Source organism: Bradyrhizobium sp. HKCCYLS3077 (assembly GCF_051167555.1).
Taxonomy (GTDB): domain Bacteria; phylum Pseudomonadota; class Alphaproteobacteria; order Rhizobiales; family Xanthobacteraceae; genus Bradyrhizobium.
Genome location: NZ_JBNPTH010000011.1, coordinates 120,911 through 135,159, shown reverse-complemented (window position 1 = coordinate 135,159; position 14,249 = coordinate 120,911). Strand labels below are relative to the sequence as shown.

15 protein-coding genes are annotated in these 14,249 nt (G+C 67.2%); 13 read left to right on the top strand and 2 right to left on the bottom strand.

What is annotated here, in order from left to right:
• Positions 1–2 precede the first annotated feature (2 nt).
• Positions 3–1,142, bottom strand: a complete 1,140-nt coding sequence (locus tag ACQR0Z_RS32990; protein WP_434921406.1) for an ROK family protein — start codon at positions 1,140–1,142, stop codon at positions 3–5.
• Between the two features lie 286 nt (positions 1,143–1,428).
• On the opposite strand from ACQR0Z_RS32990, the gene rplU reads away from it, so the two are divergent.
• From rplU to ACQR0Z_RS32975, 3 genes are all read left to right on the top strand, one after another.
• Entirely contained in the window at positions 1,429–1,812 is a 384-nt protein-coding gene (rplU, locus tag ACQR0Z_RS32985) for a 50S ribosomal protein L21 (protein WP_015663597.1), read from the top strand.
• Between the two features lie 132 nt (positions 1,813–1,944).
• Positions 1,945–2,214: a 50S ribosomal protein L27 gene (gene rpmA, locus ACQR0Z_RS32980; protein WP_009026714.1), complete on the top strand. Its 270-nt coding sequence runs from the start codon at positions 1,945–1,947 to the stop codon at positions 2,212–2,214.
• Between the two features lie 139 nt (positions 2,215–2,353).
• Positions 2,354–2,944 (top strand): GNAT family N-acetyltransferase, encoded by a 591-nt coding sequence (locus ACQR0Z_RS32975; protein ID WP_434921405.1) that lies wholly within the window; start codon positions 2,354–2,356, stop codon positions 2,942–2,944.
• 162 nt (positions 2,945–3,106) lie between these two features.
• Here the strand turns inward: ACQR0Z_RS32975 and ACQR0Z_RS32970 are convergent, their stop codons facing one another.
• Complete coding sequence (locus tag ACQR0Z_RS32970) at positions 3,107–4,024, bottom strand: DMT family transporter (RefSeq protein WP_434921404.1); 918 nt, start codon at positions 4,022–4,024, stop codon at positions 3,107–3,109.
• Here ACQR0Z_RS32970 and ACQR0Z_RS32965 point away from each other — a divergent pair.
• From ACQR0Z_RS32965 to ACQR0Z_RS32920, 10 genes are all read left to right on the top strand, one after another.
• Entirely contained in the window at positions 4,023–4,217 is a 195-nt protein-coding gene (locus ACQR0Z_RS32965) for a hypothetical protein (RefSeq protein WP_434921403.1), read from the top strand. The genes ACQR0Z_RS32970 and ACQR0Z_RS32965 overlap by 2 nt on opposite strands.
• An 8-nt stretch (positions 4,218–4,225) precedes the next feature.
• Positions 4,226–5,296, top strand: a complete 1,071-nt coding sequence (gene obgE / locus ACQR0Z_RS32960) for a GTPase ObgE (RefSeq protein ID WP_434921402.1) — start codon at positions 4,226–4,228, stop codon at positions 5,294–5,296.
• Between the two features lie 334 nt (positions 5,297–5,630).
• Positions 5,631–6,767, top strand: a complete 1,137-nt coding sequence (gene proB, locus ACQR0Z_RS32955; protein WP_434879273.1) for a glutamate 5-kinase — start codon at positions 5,631–5,633, stop codon at positions 6,765–6,767.
• Positions 6,768–6,841: 74 nt separating this feature from the next.
• The gene (locus ACQR0Z_RS32950; RefSeq protein WP_434921401.1) at positions 6,842–8,131 is read left to right on the top strand and encodes a glutamate-5-semialdehyde dehydrogenase; all 1,290 of its coding nucleotides are present in this window, start codon (positions 6,842–6,844) and stop codon (positions 8,129–8,131) included.
• A 72-nt stretch (positions 8,132–8,203) separates the two neighbouring features.
• Positions 8,204–8,821 (top strand): nicotinate-nucleotide adenylyltransferase, encoded by a 618-nt coding sequence (locus ACQR0Z_RS32945; protein WP_434860417.1) that lies wholly within the window; start codon positions 8,204–8,206, stop codon positions 8,819–8,821.
• Between the two features lie 366 nt (positions 8,822–9,187).
• Positions 9,188–9,514, top strand: coding sequence for a ribosome silencing factor (gene rsfS / locus ACQR0Z_RS32940; RefSeq protein ID WP_306577791.1), 327 nt, complete (start codon positions 9,188–9,190; stop codon positions 9,512–9,514).
• 56 nt (positions 9,515–9,570) lie between these two features.
• Positions 9,571–10,053 (top strand): 23S rRNA (pseudouridine(1915)-N(3))-methyltransferase RlmH, encoded by a 483-nt coding sequence (rlmH, locus tag ACQR0Z_RS32935; RefSeq protein ID WP_434860355.1) that lies wholly within the window; start codon positions 9,571–9,573, stop codon positions 10,051–10,053.
• Positions 10,054–10,085: 32 nt separating this feature from the next.
• A complete protein-coding gene (locus ACQR0Z_RS32930) occupies positions 10,086–11,459 on the top strand; it encodes a murein hydrolase activator EnvC family protein (RefSeq protein ID WP_434921400.1) in 1,374 nt (457 codons plus the stop codon).
• On the top strand, positions 11,456–12,802 hold the full coding sequence (locus tag ACQR0Z_RS32925) for a S41 family peptidase (protein ID WP_434860357.1): 1,347 nt from the start codon (positions 11,456–11,458) through the stop codon (positions 12,800–12,802). Before ACQR0Z_RS32930 ends, ACQR0Z_RS32925 begins: the two co-directional genes overlap by 4 nt.
• Before the next feature lie 182 nt (positions 12,803–12,984).
• Positions 12,985–14,196: a divergent polysaccharide deacetylase family protein gene (locus ACQR0Z_RS32920; protein ID WP_434879276.1), complete on the top strand. Its 1,212-nt coding sequence runs from the start codon at positions 12,985–12,987 to the stop codon at positions 14,194–14,196.
• The last annotated feature ends 53 nt before the right edge of the window (positions 14,197–14,249 follow it).

Below are 14,249 nucleotides of genomic sequence, written 5' to 3'. Positions count from 1 at the left end.
CGCTAGTCCTTCTTCTTCTTCGCGGCTTTCTTGTCGTCCGACTTCTTGTCCTCGGACTTGTCGTCCTTGTCCTTTCGCCCGTTCTCCTTGCGGCGGTTGGTGAAGCGGGCGTTGCCGAGGCCGGTGCCGATGGTCAGGACGCCCCAGCGCCCGAACTCCTGCATGAACGGCACCTCGGACAGGCCCTGGACGACGCCGTCATTGTGCATCAGCACCGCGGTGTCGTGGTCGCCGATCATCGGGATCGCCTCGACCAGGCTGGCCGGCAGGTTGAACTTGCTGCTCTCCCAATTGCCCGGCAGGTTCTGCGCGCCCTTCTCGATCGAACCATCCTCGTTGATGACGCCGGGGCAGGCGATGCCGATGAACGGCGCCAGCTTGAGCCCCTCGGCGTCGGCCTCCTCGATCAGGCCCTTCAGCATCTTGGCGAGCCGCTTCACCGCGCCCTCGCGCGTGGGCTCGTCGTCGGCATGGCGCCACAGCTCGGACTTCCAGACCGAGGCTTTCGACAGGTCCGGCGTCTTCTTCCAGGCGGTCTCGACCACGCCGCAGCGGATGTTGGTGCCGCCGATGTCGACGGCGAGGATGCTGTCATGGGCCTCGAAGATCCAGGACGGCGCCAGATGCAGCGCGCCGATCAGGCCGGCATCATCGGGGTGGTAGCGGATCGGCTCCAGCTCGACGCCAAAGCCCTCGTCCTTGAGGATGATCTCGGTGCGGGCGATCGCCAGTTCTCCGAGCCGGGAATCGCGGAAGCCGCCGCCGACCACGATGCATTCAGTCTTGGCCCAGGCCTTGGTGCGCAGGAAGCGCCTCGTGACATGGGCGAGCTCCTGGGCGAACTCCTCGATCGCCGAATGCACCACGGCCGAGGCCTCGGTGTCGTCGCCGACCAGGATCGCGTCCAGCGCCTTCTTGCTGATGGTCTCGCTGTCCTCGTCGCCGAACGGGTCCTTGCCGGATTTGCGCAACGGCTTGCGCCAGCGCTCCAGGATCTTGCGGAAGGCGCCCTTGGAGGCGCGGTCGCCGAGGAAGCCGTCCTCGTCCTTGATTTCGATATTGAAGCTGTCGATCTCGACCGACGGCAGCCGCGCGGCGCCGTGACGGGCGATGCCCGTGGTGGTCATGACGTCGTCGGCCATATGGTCCCTGCCCTGTTGCCTTGTGTGAACGACAACGGCGGACGAAACCGATGGTTTCGGACGCTCGTTCACCTTGACTCAGGCTTGCAGGCGGCTATAAGCGCCCGATCGACCGGCGCGAGCTTCTCGCGCCGATTGTCGTTGCGCCCATTTTTGAGGTCTTGCGCCTCGGGCGCGACTGCCGGCCCCGATCGGGCCGGATCACATGAACCATAACGACTGAACAAGAAGCCGACCCGGGGCGTCAGCGCACCGAGGCCGGGATCGAACACGAAGGATGAGAACGATGTTCGCAGTCATCAAGACCGGCGGCAAGCAATACCGCGTCGCCCCGGATGATGTGCTCGAGATTGGCAAGATCGACGGTGAACCCGGCACGATCGTGCAGCTGAACGAGGTGCTGGTGGTCGGTGGCGACACCCCGGTACTGGGCATTCCGGCGGTGGCCGGCGCGTCCGTGGCCGTCGAGGTGCTGGACCACAAGCGTGGCCCCAAGGTCATCGCGTTCAAGAAGCGCCGCCGCAAGAATTCCCGCCGCAAGCGCGGCTACCGGGACGAGCTGACCCTGATCCGCGTCTCGGAGATCCTGACCGACAACGCCAAGCCGACCAAGGGCCCGCGCCCGAAGAAGGCCAAGGCGGAAGCCCCGGCGGCCGAAGCCGCGGAGTAACATGCAGGCGCGCTTGGCGCGCTGCATCGGCTTCAAACCTTCATCGCGCGGATTTTTCGTCCGCGCCCCGCAATTGTGAATGATCCCTTAGCGGAATCGCGCTAATGGTGATCTCGAGATCGGAGACGAGCGATGGCTCATAAAAAGGCAGGCGGTTCATCCCGCAACGGACGCGACTCCAAGGGCAAGCGCCTCGGCATCAAGGCGTTCGGCGGCGAGCGCGTGATTCCGGGCAACATCATTGCGCGTCAGCGCGGCACGACCTGGCATCCCGGCCTCAACGTCGGCATGGGCACCGACCATACCCTGTTCGCCAAAATCGAGGGCGTCGTCGAGTTCCATGACCGTGCCAACCGCACGTTCATCTCGGTACGCCCGGTACTCGCCGAAGCTGCTGAGTAACATACGGTGGAACAATTCGCGTCCGCCGGGTCCTGACGAACCGGCGGAGCGCCAGATGGCTCCAGGGGAGGCGGGACAACCGGCCTCCCCTTTTCATTTTCGCTGATCGATTGATCCCGAAGCGTCGATGGAGCCCGACATGCTGCAGGACATCACCACTCCCACCTTGCGCGAGGCGAGACCTTGCGTCCTCGAGACCCCCCGGCTGACCCTGCGTCCGCCCGTGCTCGCCGACGTGACCGCCATCGCCAGGCTCGCCAATGACCGGCGCATTGCCGAGAACACGCGCCGGCTGCCGCATCCCTATTCCGAGGTCGATGCCGCCCGCTTCGTGCGCGCGCTGGAGCAGAGCGGCGAGACCGCGTTCGTGATCGAGCATCTCGATGCGCCGATCGGCATGGTCGGCATCAACCGGCCGGCGTCAGGGCGTGCGGAGCTCGGCTACTGGCTCGGCGTCGAGCATTGGGGCCGCGGGTTCGGCACGGAAGCGGCCCGCGCCGCGATCGACGATTTCTTCGAGACGAGCGATGAGACCGTGCTGATCGGGCATGCGCGCGTCAGCAACCCGGCCTCGCGCAACATCCTCGAAAAGTGCGGCTTCCAATGGACCGGCGTCGAACTGCACCGCTTCGAGGTGCTCGGCTCCTCGGCCCCGGTCGATGCGTTCCGGCTGACCCGCGGCGTGTGGACGTCGCTGAAGGCGTGGGCCAAGACGGGGCGGCGAATCTAGCCGAGGCGGCCGCTTCCCCCCAGCTGTCGTCCCGGCCTTGAGCCGGGACCCATAGCCACCGAAGTTGGTGGTGGGATCACGCTGGAGCCACAGCCTTCTCTAACGCAGGCTGCACGGAGTCTGGGTCCCGGCTCAAGGCCGGGACGACAACGGTGGGTGCCGCTACACGGGCGGATTCACCGCACCTTGTCCCTGCCCCAGGCTGCGTTCGCGCAGGTAGATGTACAGCCCCGCGCCGATGATGATGATGGCGCCGATGATGGTCGCGGGATGCGGCACGTCGCCGAACACGACGAAGCCGAACAGCACGGCCCAGACGATCATCGTGTACTGATAGGGCACGACCACCGAGGCCGGCGCGAGCTTGAGCGAGCGGTTGACGCAGAACAGCGCGGTCACCGAGATCAGGCCGGCGGCCGCGAACAGCACCAGGCTGCCGGGCGACGGCGTGACCCAGCCGAACGCGGACATCGCAGCACCCAGCAGAAAGGTGCCGACGAATTGCGAGGACGCCATCACGATGTCGGGCGTCGAGCGCAGGCTGCGCGTGATCAGCATCAGCACCGCGAAGGACAGGCTGCCGCCGAGCGCGATCAGCGCTGGCAGGCTGAAGGTCTGCGCCGACGGACGCAGCGCAATCAGTACGCCGCAGAAGCCGATCAGGATCGCGGTCCAGCGCCGCCAGCCGACATGCTCGCGCAGCACCAGCGCCGACAGCGCGGTGACGAAGATGGGGCCTGCGAGATAGTAGGTGATGACGTCGGCGAGCGGCAGATAGACGGTGGCGAGAAAGAACGCCGCGACCTCCAAAGTCGAGAGAACCACGCGCACGAGCTGCAGCCACGGGCGCTCGAGCTGCAGGAATGCCGCGCGGTTGCGCCAGATGAACGGCGCCAGCAGCAGCAGCGCGGCGCAGGCGCGCAGCCACAGCAGCTGGCCGACGGCATAGGTCGACACCAGGAACTTGCCCAGCGCGTCGCCGAACGAGAACATCGCGATCGACAGCAGCATCAGGCCGATGCCGGCCAGCCGCGCCGAACGCTCGTCGGTGGCGGTGGAGATTCGGGAGAGCACGCTCATGATGGTGCTGCCTTATCAGGCAGGCCTGACCGGCTCCAGCCCTTCCGCTGAAGGCGTGACGCAGCCCTGCCGCAACCCCGACGCAACGCTCGCCCAGCCCTTACGCAACGCGGAGATACCGCTCGAAATTAAGGCTTCCGGCCGAATTAACCTCATTCCGCGGTTGCCGTGGGGGGCCGCCTCGCCTACGTAGGGCGCATCATGAAATTCCTCGATGAAGCCAAGGTCTATGTGCGCTCCGGCGACGGCGGCAACGGTTGCGTTGCGTTCCGGCGCGAGAAGTTCATCGAGTTCGGCGGGCCGAACGGCGGCAATGGCGGCCGTGGCGGCGACGTCGTGATCGAGGCCGTCGACGGCCTCAACACCCTGATTGACTACCGCTACCAGCAGCATTTCAAGGCCCAGAAGGGCGAGAACGGCATGGGCAAGGACCGCCACGGCGCCGGCGGCAAATCCGTGGTGCTCAAGGTTCCCGTCGGCACCCAGATCTTCGACGAGGATCGCGAGACGCTGATCCACGACTTCACCGCCGTCGGCGAGCGCTTCGTGCTGGCCGAGGGCGGCAATGGCGGCTTCGGCAACGCGCATTTCAAGTCGCCGACCAACCGCGCGCCGCGCCACGCCAATCCCGGCCAGCCCGGCGAGGAGCGCTGGATCTGGCTGCGCATGAAGCTGATCGCCGATGCGGGCCTGGTCGGCCTGCCGAATGCCGGCAAGTCGACCTTCCTGTCCAAGGTCTCAGCGGCCAAGCCGAAGATCGCCGATTATCCGTTCACCACCCTGCACCCGCAGCTCGGCGTCGTGAATGCCGACGGCCGCGAATTCGTGCTGGCCGACATTCCCGGCCTGATCGAGGGCGCCCATGAGGGCGCAGGCCTCGGTGACCGCTTCCTCGGCCATGTCGAGCGCTGCCGCGTGCTGCTGCATCTGGTTGATGCCACCTGCGAGCATGCCGGCAAGGCCTACAAGACCGTGCGTCAGGAGCTCGATGCCTATGGTGGCGAGTTGACCGACAAGATCGAGATCGTCGCGCTCAACAAGATCGACGCGGTCGATCCGGACGAGCTGAAGAAGCAGCGCGACCGGTTGAAGCGCGCCGCCAAGAAGACGCCGCTGCTGATCTCCGGCGCGACCGGTGAGGGCGTGAAGGACGCGTTGCGCAAGCTTGCCGACGTGATCAGCGAGCAGCCGGTGTCGAACAAGGCCAAGAACGCGGTCGAGAACGCCGCGACCGAGGAGCCATGGGCGGCGCCGACGCCACCGCAGGGCTGATCCCTCGCCGCGAGCTTGCTTCGCGGGCCGCGGCCGTCGCATAAGTCGCATCGACGTTCCGCTGGCTCACCCTGAAATCTGCTGGCGGCATTCAACCGGATTTTCGAAGGCCCTCACCGCGCATTCGGTGCGCTCCCTCCCCCCTTGTGGGGGAGGGTTGGGGAGGGGGGTACCCCAACAACGGTCTTGCCGTGTGGACCCCCACCCCCGCCCCCTCGCCGCCTAGCGAAGCTGCGCTTCGCCCTGGGGGAGGGGAGGACACCGGACTCGCGGCGCCGACCTGCCTTGATCCGCCGATGTCTGTCCGAAGAAGCTGACCCTGACTGAAATCGCCATGGCTCCCCGTCTCGAAAATTTCCGCCGCATCGTCGTCAAGGTCGGCTCGTCGCTGCTGGTCGATTCCGAGGCCGGCGAGGTCCGCGCCTCCTGGCTGACGGCGTTGGCCGCCGACATCGCGCGGCTGCATGGCCGCGGCTGCGAGCTGCTGGTGGTGTCCTCGGGCTCGATCGCGCTCGGCCGCAGCCGGCTGAAGCTGCCGCGCGGGCCGCTGAAGCTGGAGGAGAGCCAGGCGGCCGCCGCCGTCGGCCAGATCGCGCTGGCGCGGATCTGGTCGGAGGTGCTGGGCGCGCACGGCATCGGCGCCGGCCAGATCCTGGTGACCTTGCAGGACACCGAGGAGCGCCGCCGCTATCTCAATGCGCGCTCGACCATCGCAAAACTGCTGGAATGGCGCGCGGTGCCGGTCATCAACGAGAACGACACGGTCGCGACCGCCGAGATCCGCTACGGCGACAATGACCGGCTCGCCGCCCGCGTCGCCACCATGGCAAGCGCCGACCTCTTGGTGCTGCTGTCGGATATCGACGGCCTTTACACCGCCCCGCCCGCGCAGGATCCGAACGCCAAGCTGATCCCGGTGGTCGAGAGCATCACCGCCGATATCGAGGGCATCGCCGGCGGCGCGGCGTCGGAATTCTCCCGCGGCGGCATGAAGACCAAGATCGAAGCCGCGAAGATCGCGACCACCGGCGGCACCCACATGCTGATCGCCTCCGGCAAGATCCAGCATCCGCTGGCAGCGATCGCCAATGGCGGCCGCTGCACCTGGTTTCTCACGCCAGCCAATCCCGTCACCTCGCGCAAGCGCTGGATCGCGGGATCGCTGGAGCCGAAGGGCACCCTGACGATCGACGCCGGCGCCGTCGCCGCGCTGCGCGCCGGCAAGAGCCTGCTGCCGGCCGGCGTGATCAAGGTGGAGGGCCAGTTCGCCCGCGGCGATGCCGTGGTGGTGCGCGGCCCGGATACCCACGAGATCGGCCGCGGCCTGGTCGCCTACGACGCCGACGACGCCGAGCGCATCAAGGGCCGGTCGTCGCCGGATGTCGCGGTCATTCTTGGCATGTCGGGACGAGCCGAGATGATCCACCGCGACGACCTGGTCATCGGGCCGGCGGGAGCGGGTCCGGCTTAGAGCCCAGCCGCTGACGTTCGCAAATGGCCGCTTTCCGTGCTACTGGAGAGCCTTGCTTCAAGGTTGAACCGCCCATGACCGCGCCTCTCAAAGCCATCGACGGCAGCGCCGATCTGCCCGCGCTGATGAACGACCTCGCCCAGCGCGCCCGTGCGGCGGCGCGGGTGCTGGCGCTGGCGCCGGCCGAGCAGAAGAACCGGGCGCTGGAGGCGATGGAGCGGCTGATCCGCGCTCGCGCGGATGCGATCATTGCGGCCAATGCCGAAGATGTCGCCGAGGCCAAGGCCGGCGGCATGGCGGCGTCGTTCGTCGACCGTCTCACGTTGACGCCGGCGCGCGTCGCCGGCATGGCCGACGGCATTGCCGTGGTACGCGGCGTCGCCGATCCCGTGGGCGTCGTCACCGAGAGCTGGCAGCGGCCGAACGGCATGACCATCGAGCGCGTGCGGGTGCCGCTCGGCGTCATCGGCGTGATCTTCGAGAGCCGCCCCAATGTCGCGGCCGATGCCGGCGTGCTGTGCCTGAAGTCCGGCAATGCCGTGATCCTGCGCGGCGGCTCGGATTCGTTCCGCTCCTGCCGCGCGATCCATGAATGCCTGGTCGACGGCCTGCGCGAGGCCGGCCTGCCGGAGGCGGCGATCACCTTGGTGCCGACGCGCGATCGCGCGGCCGTGGGCCTGCTGCTGTCGGGCCTCAACGGCGGCGTGGATGTGATCGTGCCGCGCGGGGGCAAGAGCCTTGTCGCGCGCGTCGAGGCCGAGGCGCGCGTGCCGGTGTTCGCGCATCTCGAGGGCGTCAACCACGTCTATGTCGACGGCGCCGCCGATCTCGACATGGCGAAGTCGATCGTGCTGAACGCCAAGATGCGGCGCACCGGCGTGTGCGGCGCGGCCGAGACCCTGCTGATAGACCGGGCGTCGCAGGACAAGATCAAGCCGCTGGTCGACATGCTGATCGGCGCCGGCTGCGAGGTGCGCGGCGACGACGCCGTGCGCGCGGCCGATGCGCGGGTGACGCCGGCCAGCAACGAGGATTGGGACACCGAATATCTCGACGCGATCATCGCCGCGAAGGTGGTGGACGGCGTCGACGGCGCGATCGCGCATATCCACGCGCACGGCTCGCACCACACCGATGCGATCGTCACCAACGACAACGCCGTGGCCGACAAGTTCCTCAACGAGGTCGACTCGGCGATCGTGCTGCACAACGCCTCGACGCAATTCGCCGATGGCGGCGAGTTCGGCTTCGGCGCTGAGATCGGCATCGCCACGGGCAAGTTTCATGCGCGCGGGCCGGTCGGCGTCGAGCAGCTGACGAGCTTCAAATACCGCATTCACGGCACCGGTCAGACGCGGCCATGACCGCGACAGCCTGTGGTTGAGTTGCGGGAGTAGCAGGCGGTGACAGACGTGACCGACGACACCGCCCTGCGCATGGCGATCCGCCAGGCGCTACCGCCGTCCAGCGACGGCATGCGCATCGGCCTGCTCGGGGGCTCGTTCAATCCGCCGCACCAGGCGCATCGCGCGATCAGCCTGTTTGCGCTCAAACGGCTGCAGCTCGACCGCGTGTGGTGGCTGGTGACCCCCGGCAATCCGCTCAAGGACGTCAGCGGGCTGCATGCGCTGGCCGAGCGGGCCGCTGCGGCGCGCAAGGTGGCCGCCGATCCGCGCATCGAGATCAGCTGTCTCGAATCCGTCATCGGCACCCGCTACACTGCGGACACGATCGATTATCTGCGCCGGCGCGCGTCGCGTCTGCGCTTCGTGTGGATCATGGGCGCCGACAATCTCGCGCAGTTCCATCGCTGGCAGAAATGGCAGCACATCGCGGCCCAGGTGCCGATTGCCGTGGTCGATCGGCCGCCCCGCAGCTTCCGCGCCCTGAACGCGCCCGCCGCCCGCGCGCTCGCGCGGTATCGCATTCCGGAGGCGCAGGCGAGCCAGCTCGCGGGCCGATCCGCCCCCGCCTGGGTCTATCTGACCGGACTGAAGATGAGCCTGTCGTCCACCGGACTGAGGAACCCGGATGGCAGTTGGAAGTCGTTCTGAGAGACGCGGCACGGGCGGGGTCTTCACGGCACCGGATGTGCATGGCGTAAGCGACCCGTCGCGGTCCGAGACGGGAGGATGCTGGATGGCCGGACCAGAACACCGGGGGGACTGGATTGTTGAAACCATTCACCCCACATGCCTAGTATGGTCTGCAGGCCGTGATGGATTCGGCCTGCGATACAGTGAAAGGAATGGTCCCTGACCACATCTGTATTGTCCAAGTCGGCCTTACCCAAGACGAAGGCAACGAGTTCGAAATCGGCTTCTGCCAAATCTGTTGCCAAGTCTGCGCGTAACGCTTCGACCCAAGATGCGGCCTTGCAGGCGCACCCCGACGCCGACAAGCCTGACGCAGACAAGACTCTGCGCACGATCCTCTCCCGCCTCGAGGACATGAAGGCGGAGGAGACGGTCACCATCGACCTGCACGGCAAATCGGCGTACTCCGACTACATGGTCATCACCACGGGCCGCTCGAACCGGCACGTCGGATCGATCGCGGAAAACGTCGCCAAAGGCCTGAAGGAAGCCGGAGCCAAGAAGCTCCACGTCGAGGGCTTGCCCAATTGCGATTGGGTGCTGATCGATTCCGGCGACGTGATCGTGCACGTGTTCAGGCCCGAGGTCCGTGAGTTCTACAACCTGGAGCGGTTGTGGACGCAGGGACCGAACCCGGCCAAGACGGTCTAGCCGGCCGGCCGCGGCGAACGGTGCGAATCGCAACGCGCACGTGCTAGGGCGTGCGCATGCGCCTGATCGTGGTGGCCATCGGCCGGTTGAAGCAGGGTCCGGAGCGGGAGCTCGCGGAGCGCTACCGCGAGCGTTTCGACGACATCGGCCGCAAGCTCGGCTTCCGCGGCCTCGACATCCATGAAATCCCGGAAAGCCGCGCGCGCGACGCTGCGACTCGCATGGCCGAGGAAGCCGCTGCGATCGGCGCCGCCATTCCCGACAAGGCCGTGCTCGTTTGCCTGGATGAGCGTGGCCAGAACATCGACAGCACAACTTTTGCGGGCCATCTCGGACGCTGGCGCGACGAGGGCATTCCCGCCGCGGCCTTCGTCATCGGCGGCGCCGACGGACTTTCGCCTGAATTCCGGCGCAGAGCCAAGCTCGGGGTCGCGTTCGGCGCTGCGACCTGGCCGCACCAGATCGTCCGCGTCCTGCTGCTCGAGCAGATTTACCGTACTGCTACGATCCTGGCCGGCCACCCCTATCACCGCGCTTGAATCAGGGACGCCGGGAGCACAATAAGGATTCGATGTTCGCCGCGCGGCCCCCCTCTCGCTCCTCGACAACCGGCCGCCGCCGCCGGGCGCGCCACGCGTCGCTGATCGCGCTGCTGATGATCCTTCCGATCGCACCGGCTGCGGCGCAGACCGGACTTCGGCCGTCCATCGGCGGGACCGCGTCGCCAACGCCGCCGCCCACGCCCGAACAGCTCAAGCAGCGCGAGCAGGAGCTGGAAGCCGCCCGTGCCGCCCAGAAGGCGGCCGCCGAGGCCCAGGATCGCCTGAAGGCCGATATCGCCGCGCTCGGCGAGGACCGTGGCAAACTCAATCAGCAGCTGATCGACGTCGCGGCGCAGGTGCGCTCGGTGGAGACCCGGGTCGGTGAGGCTGAAATCCGGCTGCGCGGCCTCGACGGCCGTGAGCAGGATCTGCGCAATTCCCTGGAGGCGCGGCGGACGGAGATCATCGAGGTACTGGCCGCGCTGCAGCGCGCCGGCCGGCGGTCGCCGCCTGCCCTGCTCGTCCGCCCCGAGGATGCGCTGCAGTCGCTGCGCACCGCCATGCTGCTCGGCGCCGTCGTTCCGGAAATGCGCAGCCGGGCCGAGAAGCTCTCCACCGATCTCGGCGAACTCGTCGCGATCCGCAAGACCATCGCCTCCGAGCGCGACAAGCTCGCAGGGGACCGCGACAAGCTGCGCACCGATCAGACGCGCCTCGCCGCCCTTGTCGAGGAGCGCCAGCGCAAGCAGGCGTCCGCCGAGAAGGACATGGAGGCCGAGAGCGCCCGCGCCGCGGTGCTGGCGCAGCAGATCGATTCGCTGCAGGGCCTGATCACGACGATGGAGCTCGATCTCAAGAGCGCCGCCAAGGCGGCGTCGACGGCGAGCCTGCAGGGCGTTCCGGTCAACAGCAAGCCCGACGCAAATGCGCTGCGCAATCCCGGACGCAAGGCGCCGGCGATCGCCTTCGCATCCAGCAAGGGCATGCTCGCTTTCCCCGTCAACGGCACCAAGATTCGCGAATTCGGCGCGTCTGACGGTGCCGGCGGCTCGGATAAAGGCATTTCCTTGTCAACCCGTCCGGGCGCCCAGGTCACAACCCCGTGTGATGGCTGGGTTGTTTATGCCGGCCCCTTCCGCAGCTACGGACAACTCTTGATCCTTAACGCGGGTGGCGGGTATCATGTCTTGATCGCCGGGATGGAGCGCATTTCCGTCAACATCGGGCAGTTTGTTCAGACGGGAGAGCCGGTCGCGACAATGGGGTCCACCTCCCAGGTCGCCTCCATTCTCGCAACGAATGCGAGTCAACCAGTGCTCTATGTCGAGTTCCGCAAGGACGGCACTCCAATCGATCCAGGCCCATGGTGGGCCGCAAATGAAGGCGAAAAGGTACGCGGATGATGCGTAAGACTTCGGTAATTCTCCTGAGCGCGGCCACCGGTGCGGCATTGACCTTGTTCGCGACCCAGCCGCGCGCAGTGTTGATGGGATCGACCGCGCGCGCTGCGACCGCCGATACCTATCGCCAGCTCAACCTGTTCGGCGACGTGTTCGAGCGGGTGCGCAGTGACTACGTCGAGAAGCCCGACGATTCGAAGCTGGTCGAATCGGCGATCAGCGGCATGCTGTCCGGCCTCGATCCGCATTCGAGCTACATGGATGCCAAGAGCTTCCGTGACATGCAGGTGCAGACCCGCGGCGAGTTCGGCGGCCTCGGCATCGAGGTCACCATGGAGGACGGCCTGATCAAGGTGGTGTCGCCGATCGACGATACCCCGGCCTCGAAGGCCGGCATCCAGGCCAACGACATCATCACCAATCTCGACGACGAAGCCGTGCAGGGCCTGACCCTCAACCAGGCGGTCGAGAAGATGCGCGGCCCGGTCGGCACCAAGATCAAGCTGAAGGTGGTGCGCAAGGGCGCCGACAATCCGCTCGACGTCACGCTGACCCGCGACAACATCCGCGTCCGCTCGGTGCGCTCGCGCATCGAATCCGACGACATCGCCTATATCCGCATCACCACCTTCAACGAGCAGACCACCGAAGGCTTGAAGAAGAGCGTCGCGGACCTGCAGAACCAGATCGGCGACAAGCTCAAGGGCTATGTCATCGACCTTCGCAACAACCCGGGCGGCCTGCTCGAGGAAGCCGTGACCGTGTCGGATGCGTTCCTGGAGCGCGGCGAGATCGTCTCGACCCGCGGCCGCAATGCCGAGGAGACGCAGCGCCGCTCGGCGCATGCCGGCGACCTGACCAAGGGCAAGCCGGTCATCGTGCTGATCAACGGCGGCTCGGCCTCGGCCTCCGAGATCGTGGCCGGCGCACTGCAGGACCACAAGCGCGCGACCCTGGTCGGCACGCGATCGTTCGGCAAGGGCTCGGTGCAGACCATCATTCCGCTCGGCGCCGGCAACGGCGCGCTGCGGCTGACCACCGCGCGCTACTACACGCCGTCGGGCAAGTCGATCCAGGCCAAGGGCATCGTGCCGGATATCGAGGTCCTGCAGGATGTGCCGGAGGAGTTGAAGTCTCGCACCGACACCAAGGGTGAAGCTTCGCTGCGCGGCCACCTCAAGAACGATGGCGACGAGAAGACCGGCTCGCAGTCCTACGTTCCGCCGGATGCCAAGGACGACAAGGCGCTCAAGCTCGCCGCCGACCTGCTGCACGGCATCAAGAACAGCGCCAACACGCCGGCACCGACCGAGAAGGCCGCGGCCGACAAGCCAAAAGCCAACTGATCGCGGCCAACTTATCGGCCTGCGGCCAACGCGACATTCGACGGGAAGGGCGGCTCCACGGCCGCCCTTTTCTTTTGTGCCGTGTCTGCACTCCGCTCCGCCGATCTACGGGCTTGCGGACACGGCCCCTGCGTCCGTATCTTCGCCGTGGTATCGTCGGCCCGATTGATTCGGGAATTTCGATGACAGAGACGGCCGATGAGCTGAGCGCCCCGCTCGGGCAGACGGAGAAGCGTCGCAGGCGCCGCATTCGGCTTCCCTTTACAGGCCTGCAGGCGCTCGCCGTGCTGCTCGGCCTGTTCCTGGTCGTCTTCGCCGGCTTTGCGCTGTTCGGCGACAATCCGCTCGGCGGCGAACCGGTCGCCAGGGTCGCGATCAACGAGGGCGCCAAGCCGGACGACAAGGCAGCCGCCAAACCCGAGACCAAGCCGGATGCGAAGGCCGAGCCTGGCGCGGCACCGGCGACCAAGGCGGATGGCGGCGAGCGCAAGACCGTCACCATCATCGATGGCTCCAGCGGGGCACGCCAGGAGGTCGCGATCGGTGGCAGCGACACCGCCGAGCCGGGCGCAGCGACGCCTTCGGCAGCCATGATCGGGGTCGATCCGCGACTCCTGGAGAAAACCCGATACGGCATGATCCCGGTGATGGTTGACGGGCTGAAGCCGTTCACGGCCTATGCCGCCGACGCTGACCGGGCCAAGGCGGCCCGCATGCCCTCGGTCGCGATCGTGATCGGCGGCCTCGGCGTGGGCGCCGCCAAGACGGTCGACGCCATCATGAAGCTGCCGCCGGCCGTGACGCTGGCCTTTACGCCTTACGGCGCCGATCCGACCAAGCTTGCCGAGCGCGCCCGCGCGCAGCGCCACGAGATCCTGCTTCAGGTGCCGATGGAGCCCTACGACTATCCCGACAACGACCCGGGCCCGCAGACGCTGCTCGCGACGCTCGGACCGGACCAGAACATCGATCGCCTGTTCTGGCACATGAGCCGGCTGCAGGGATATGTCGGGATCGGGAATTTCATGGGCGCGCGGTTCGTCGCCACCGAGGCCGCGATGCAGCCGATCGTGAGCGAGGCCGCCAAGCGGGGACTGGCGCTGTTCGACGACGGCGCGGCGCCGCGCAGCGTGGCCGGCTCGCTGGCCGCCGGCCGGGCGATGCCGTTTGCCAAGGGCGACGTCACCATCGACGCCGTGCCGACGCCGGTCGAGATCGACAACGCGCTGGCCAAGCTGGAGAGTCTGGCCAAGGAGCGCGGCGTCGCCGTCGGGACGGCCTCGGCCCTGCCGGTCTCGATCGACCGCATCGGAACGTGGATCAAGGGTCTGGAGCGCAAGGGCATTCTGCTGGTGCCATTGACAACGGCGATGCTGAAATCAAAATCGAATTGAACGCGCTTTCGCTGCTGCTGCGGCGGCGACGCGAGCGCGGGGTCTGCGCGACG

Bases quoted from the DNA above. Each gene is read 5' to 3' on its own strand.
- ACQR0Z_RS32990 (WP_434921406.1), bottom strand. From the start codon at position 1,142: ATGGCCGACGACGTCATGACCACCACGGGCATCGCCCGTCACGGCGCC.
- rplU (WP_015663597.1), top strand. From the start codon at position 1,429: ATGTTCGCAGTCATCAAGACCGGCGGCAAGCAATACCGCGTCGCCCCG.
- rpmA (WP_009026714.1), top strand. From the start codon at position 1,945: ATGGCTCATAAAAAGGCAGGCGGTTCATCCCGCAACGGACGCGACTCC.
- ACQR0Z_RS32975 (WP_434921405.1), top strand. From the start codon at position 2,354: ATGCTGCAGGACATCACCACTCCCACCTTGCGCGAGGCGAGACCTTGC.
- ACQR0Z_RS32965 (WP_434921403.1), top strand. From the start codon at position 4,023: ATGATGGTGCTGCCTTATCAGGCAGGCCTGACCGGCTCCAGCCCTTCC.
- ACQR0Z_RS32970 (WP_434921404.1), bottom strand. From the start codon at position 4,024: ATGAGCGTGCTCTCCCGAATCTCCACCGCCACCGACGAGCGTTCGGCG.
- obgE (WP_434921402.1), top strand. From the start codon at position 4,226: ATGAAATTCCTCGATGAAGCCAAGGTCTATGTGCGCTCCGGCGACGGC.
- proB (WP_434879273.1), top strand. From the start codon at position 5,631: ATGGCTCCCCGTCTCGAAAATTTCCGCCGCATCGTCGTCAAGGTCGGC.
- ACQR0Z_RS32950 (WP_434921401.1), top strand. From the start codon at position 6,842: ATGACCGCGCCTCTCAAAGCCATCGACGGCAGCGCCGATCTGCCCGCG.
- ACQR0Z_RS32945 (WP_434860417.1), top strand. From the start codon at position 8,204: ATGGCGATCCGCCAGGCGCTACCGCCGTCCAGCGACGGCATGCGCATC.
- rlmH (WP_434860355.1), top strand. From the start codon at position 9,571: ATGCGCCTGATCGTGGTGGCCATCGGCCGGTTGAAGCAGGGTCCGGAG.
- ACQR0Z_RS32930 (WP_434921400.1), top strand. From the start codon at position 10,086: ATGTTCGCCGCGCGGCCCCCCTCTCGCTCCTCGACAACCGGCCGCCGC.
- ACQR0Z_RS32925 (WP_434860357.1), top strand. From the start codon at position 11,456: ATGATGCGTAAGACTTCGGTAATTCTCCTGAGCGCGGCCACCGGTGCG.
- ACQR0Z_RS32920 (WP_434879276.1), top strand. From the start codon at position 12,985: ATGACAGAGACGGCCGATGAGCTGAGCGCCCCGCTCGGGCAGACGGAG.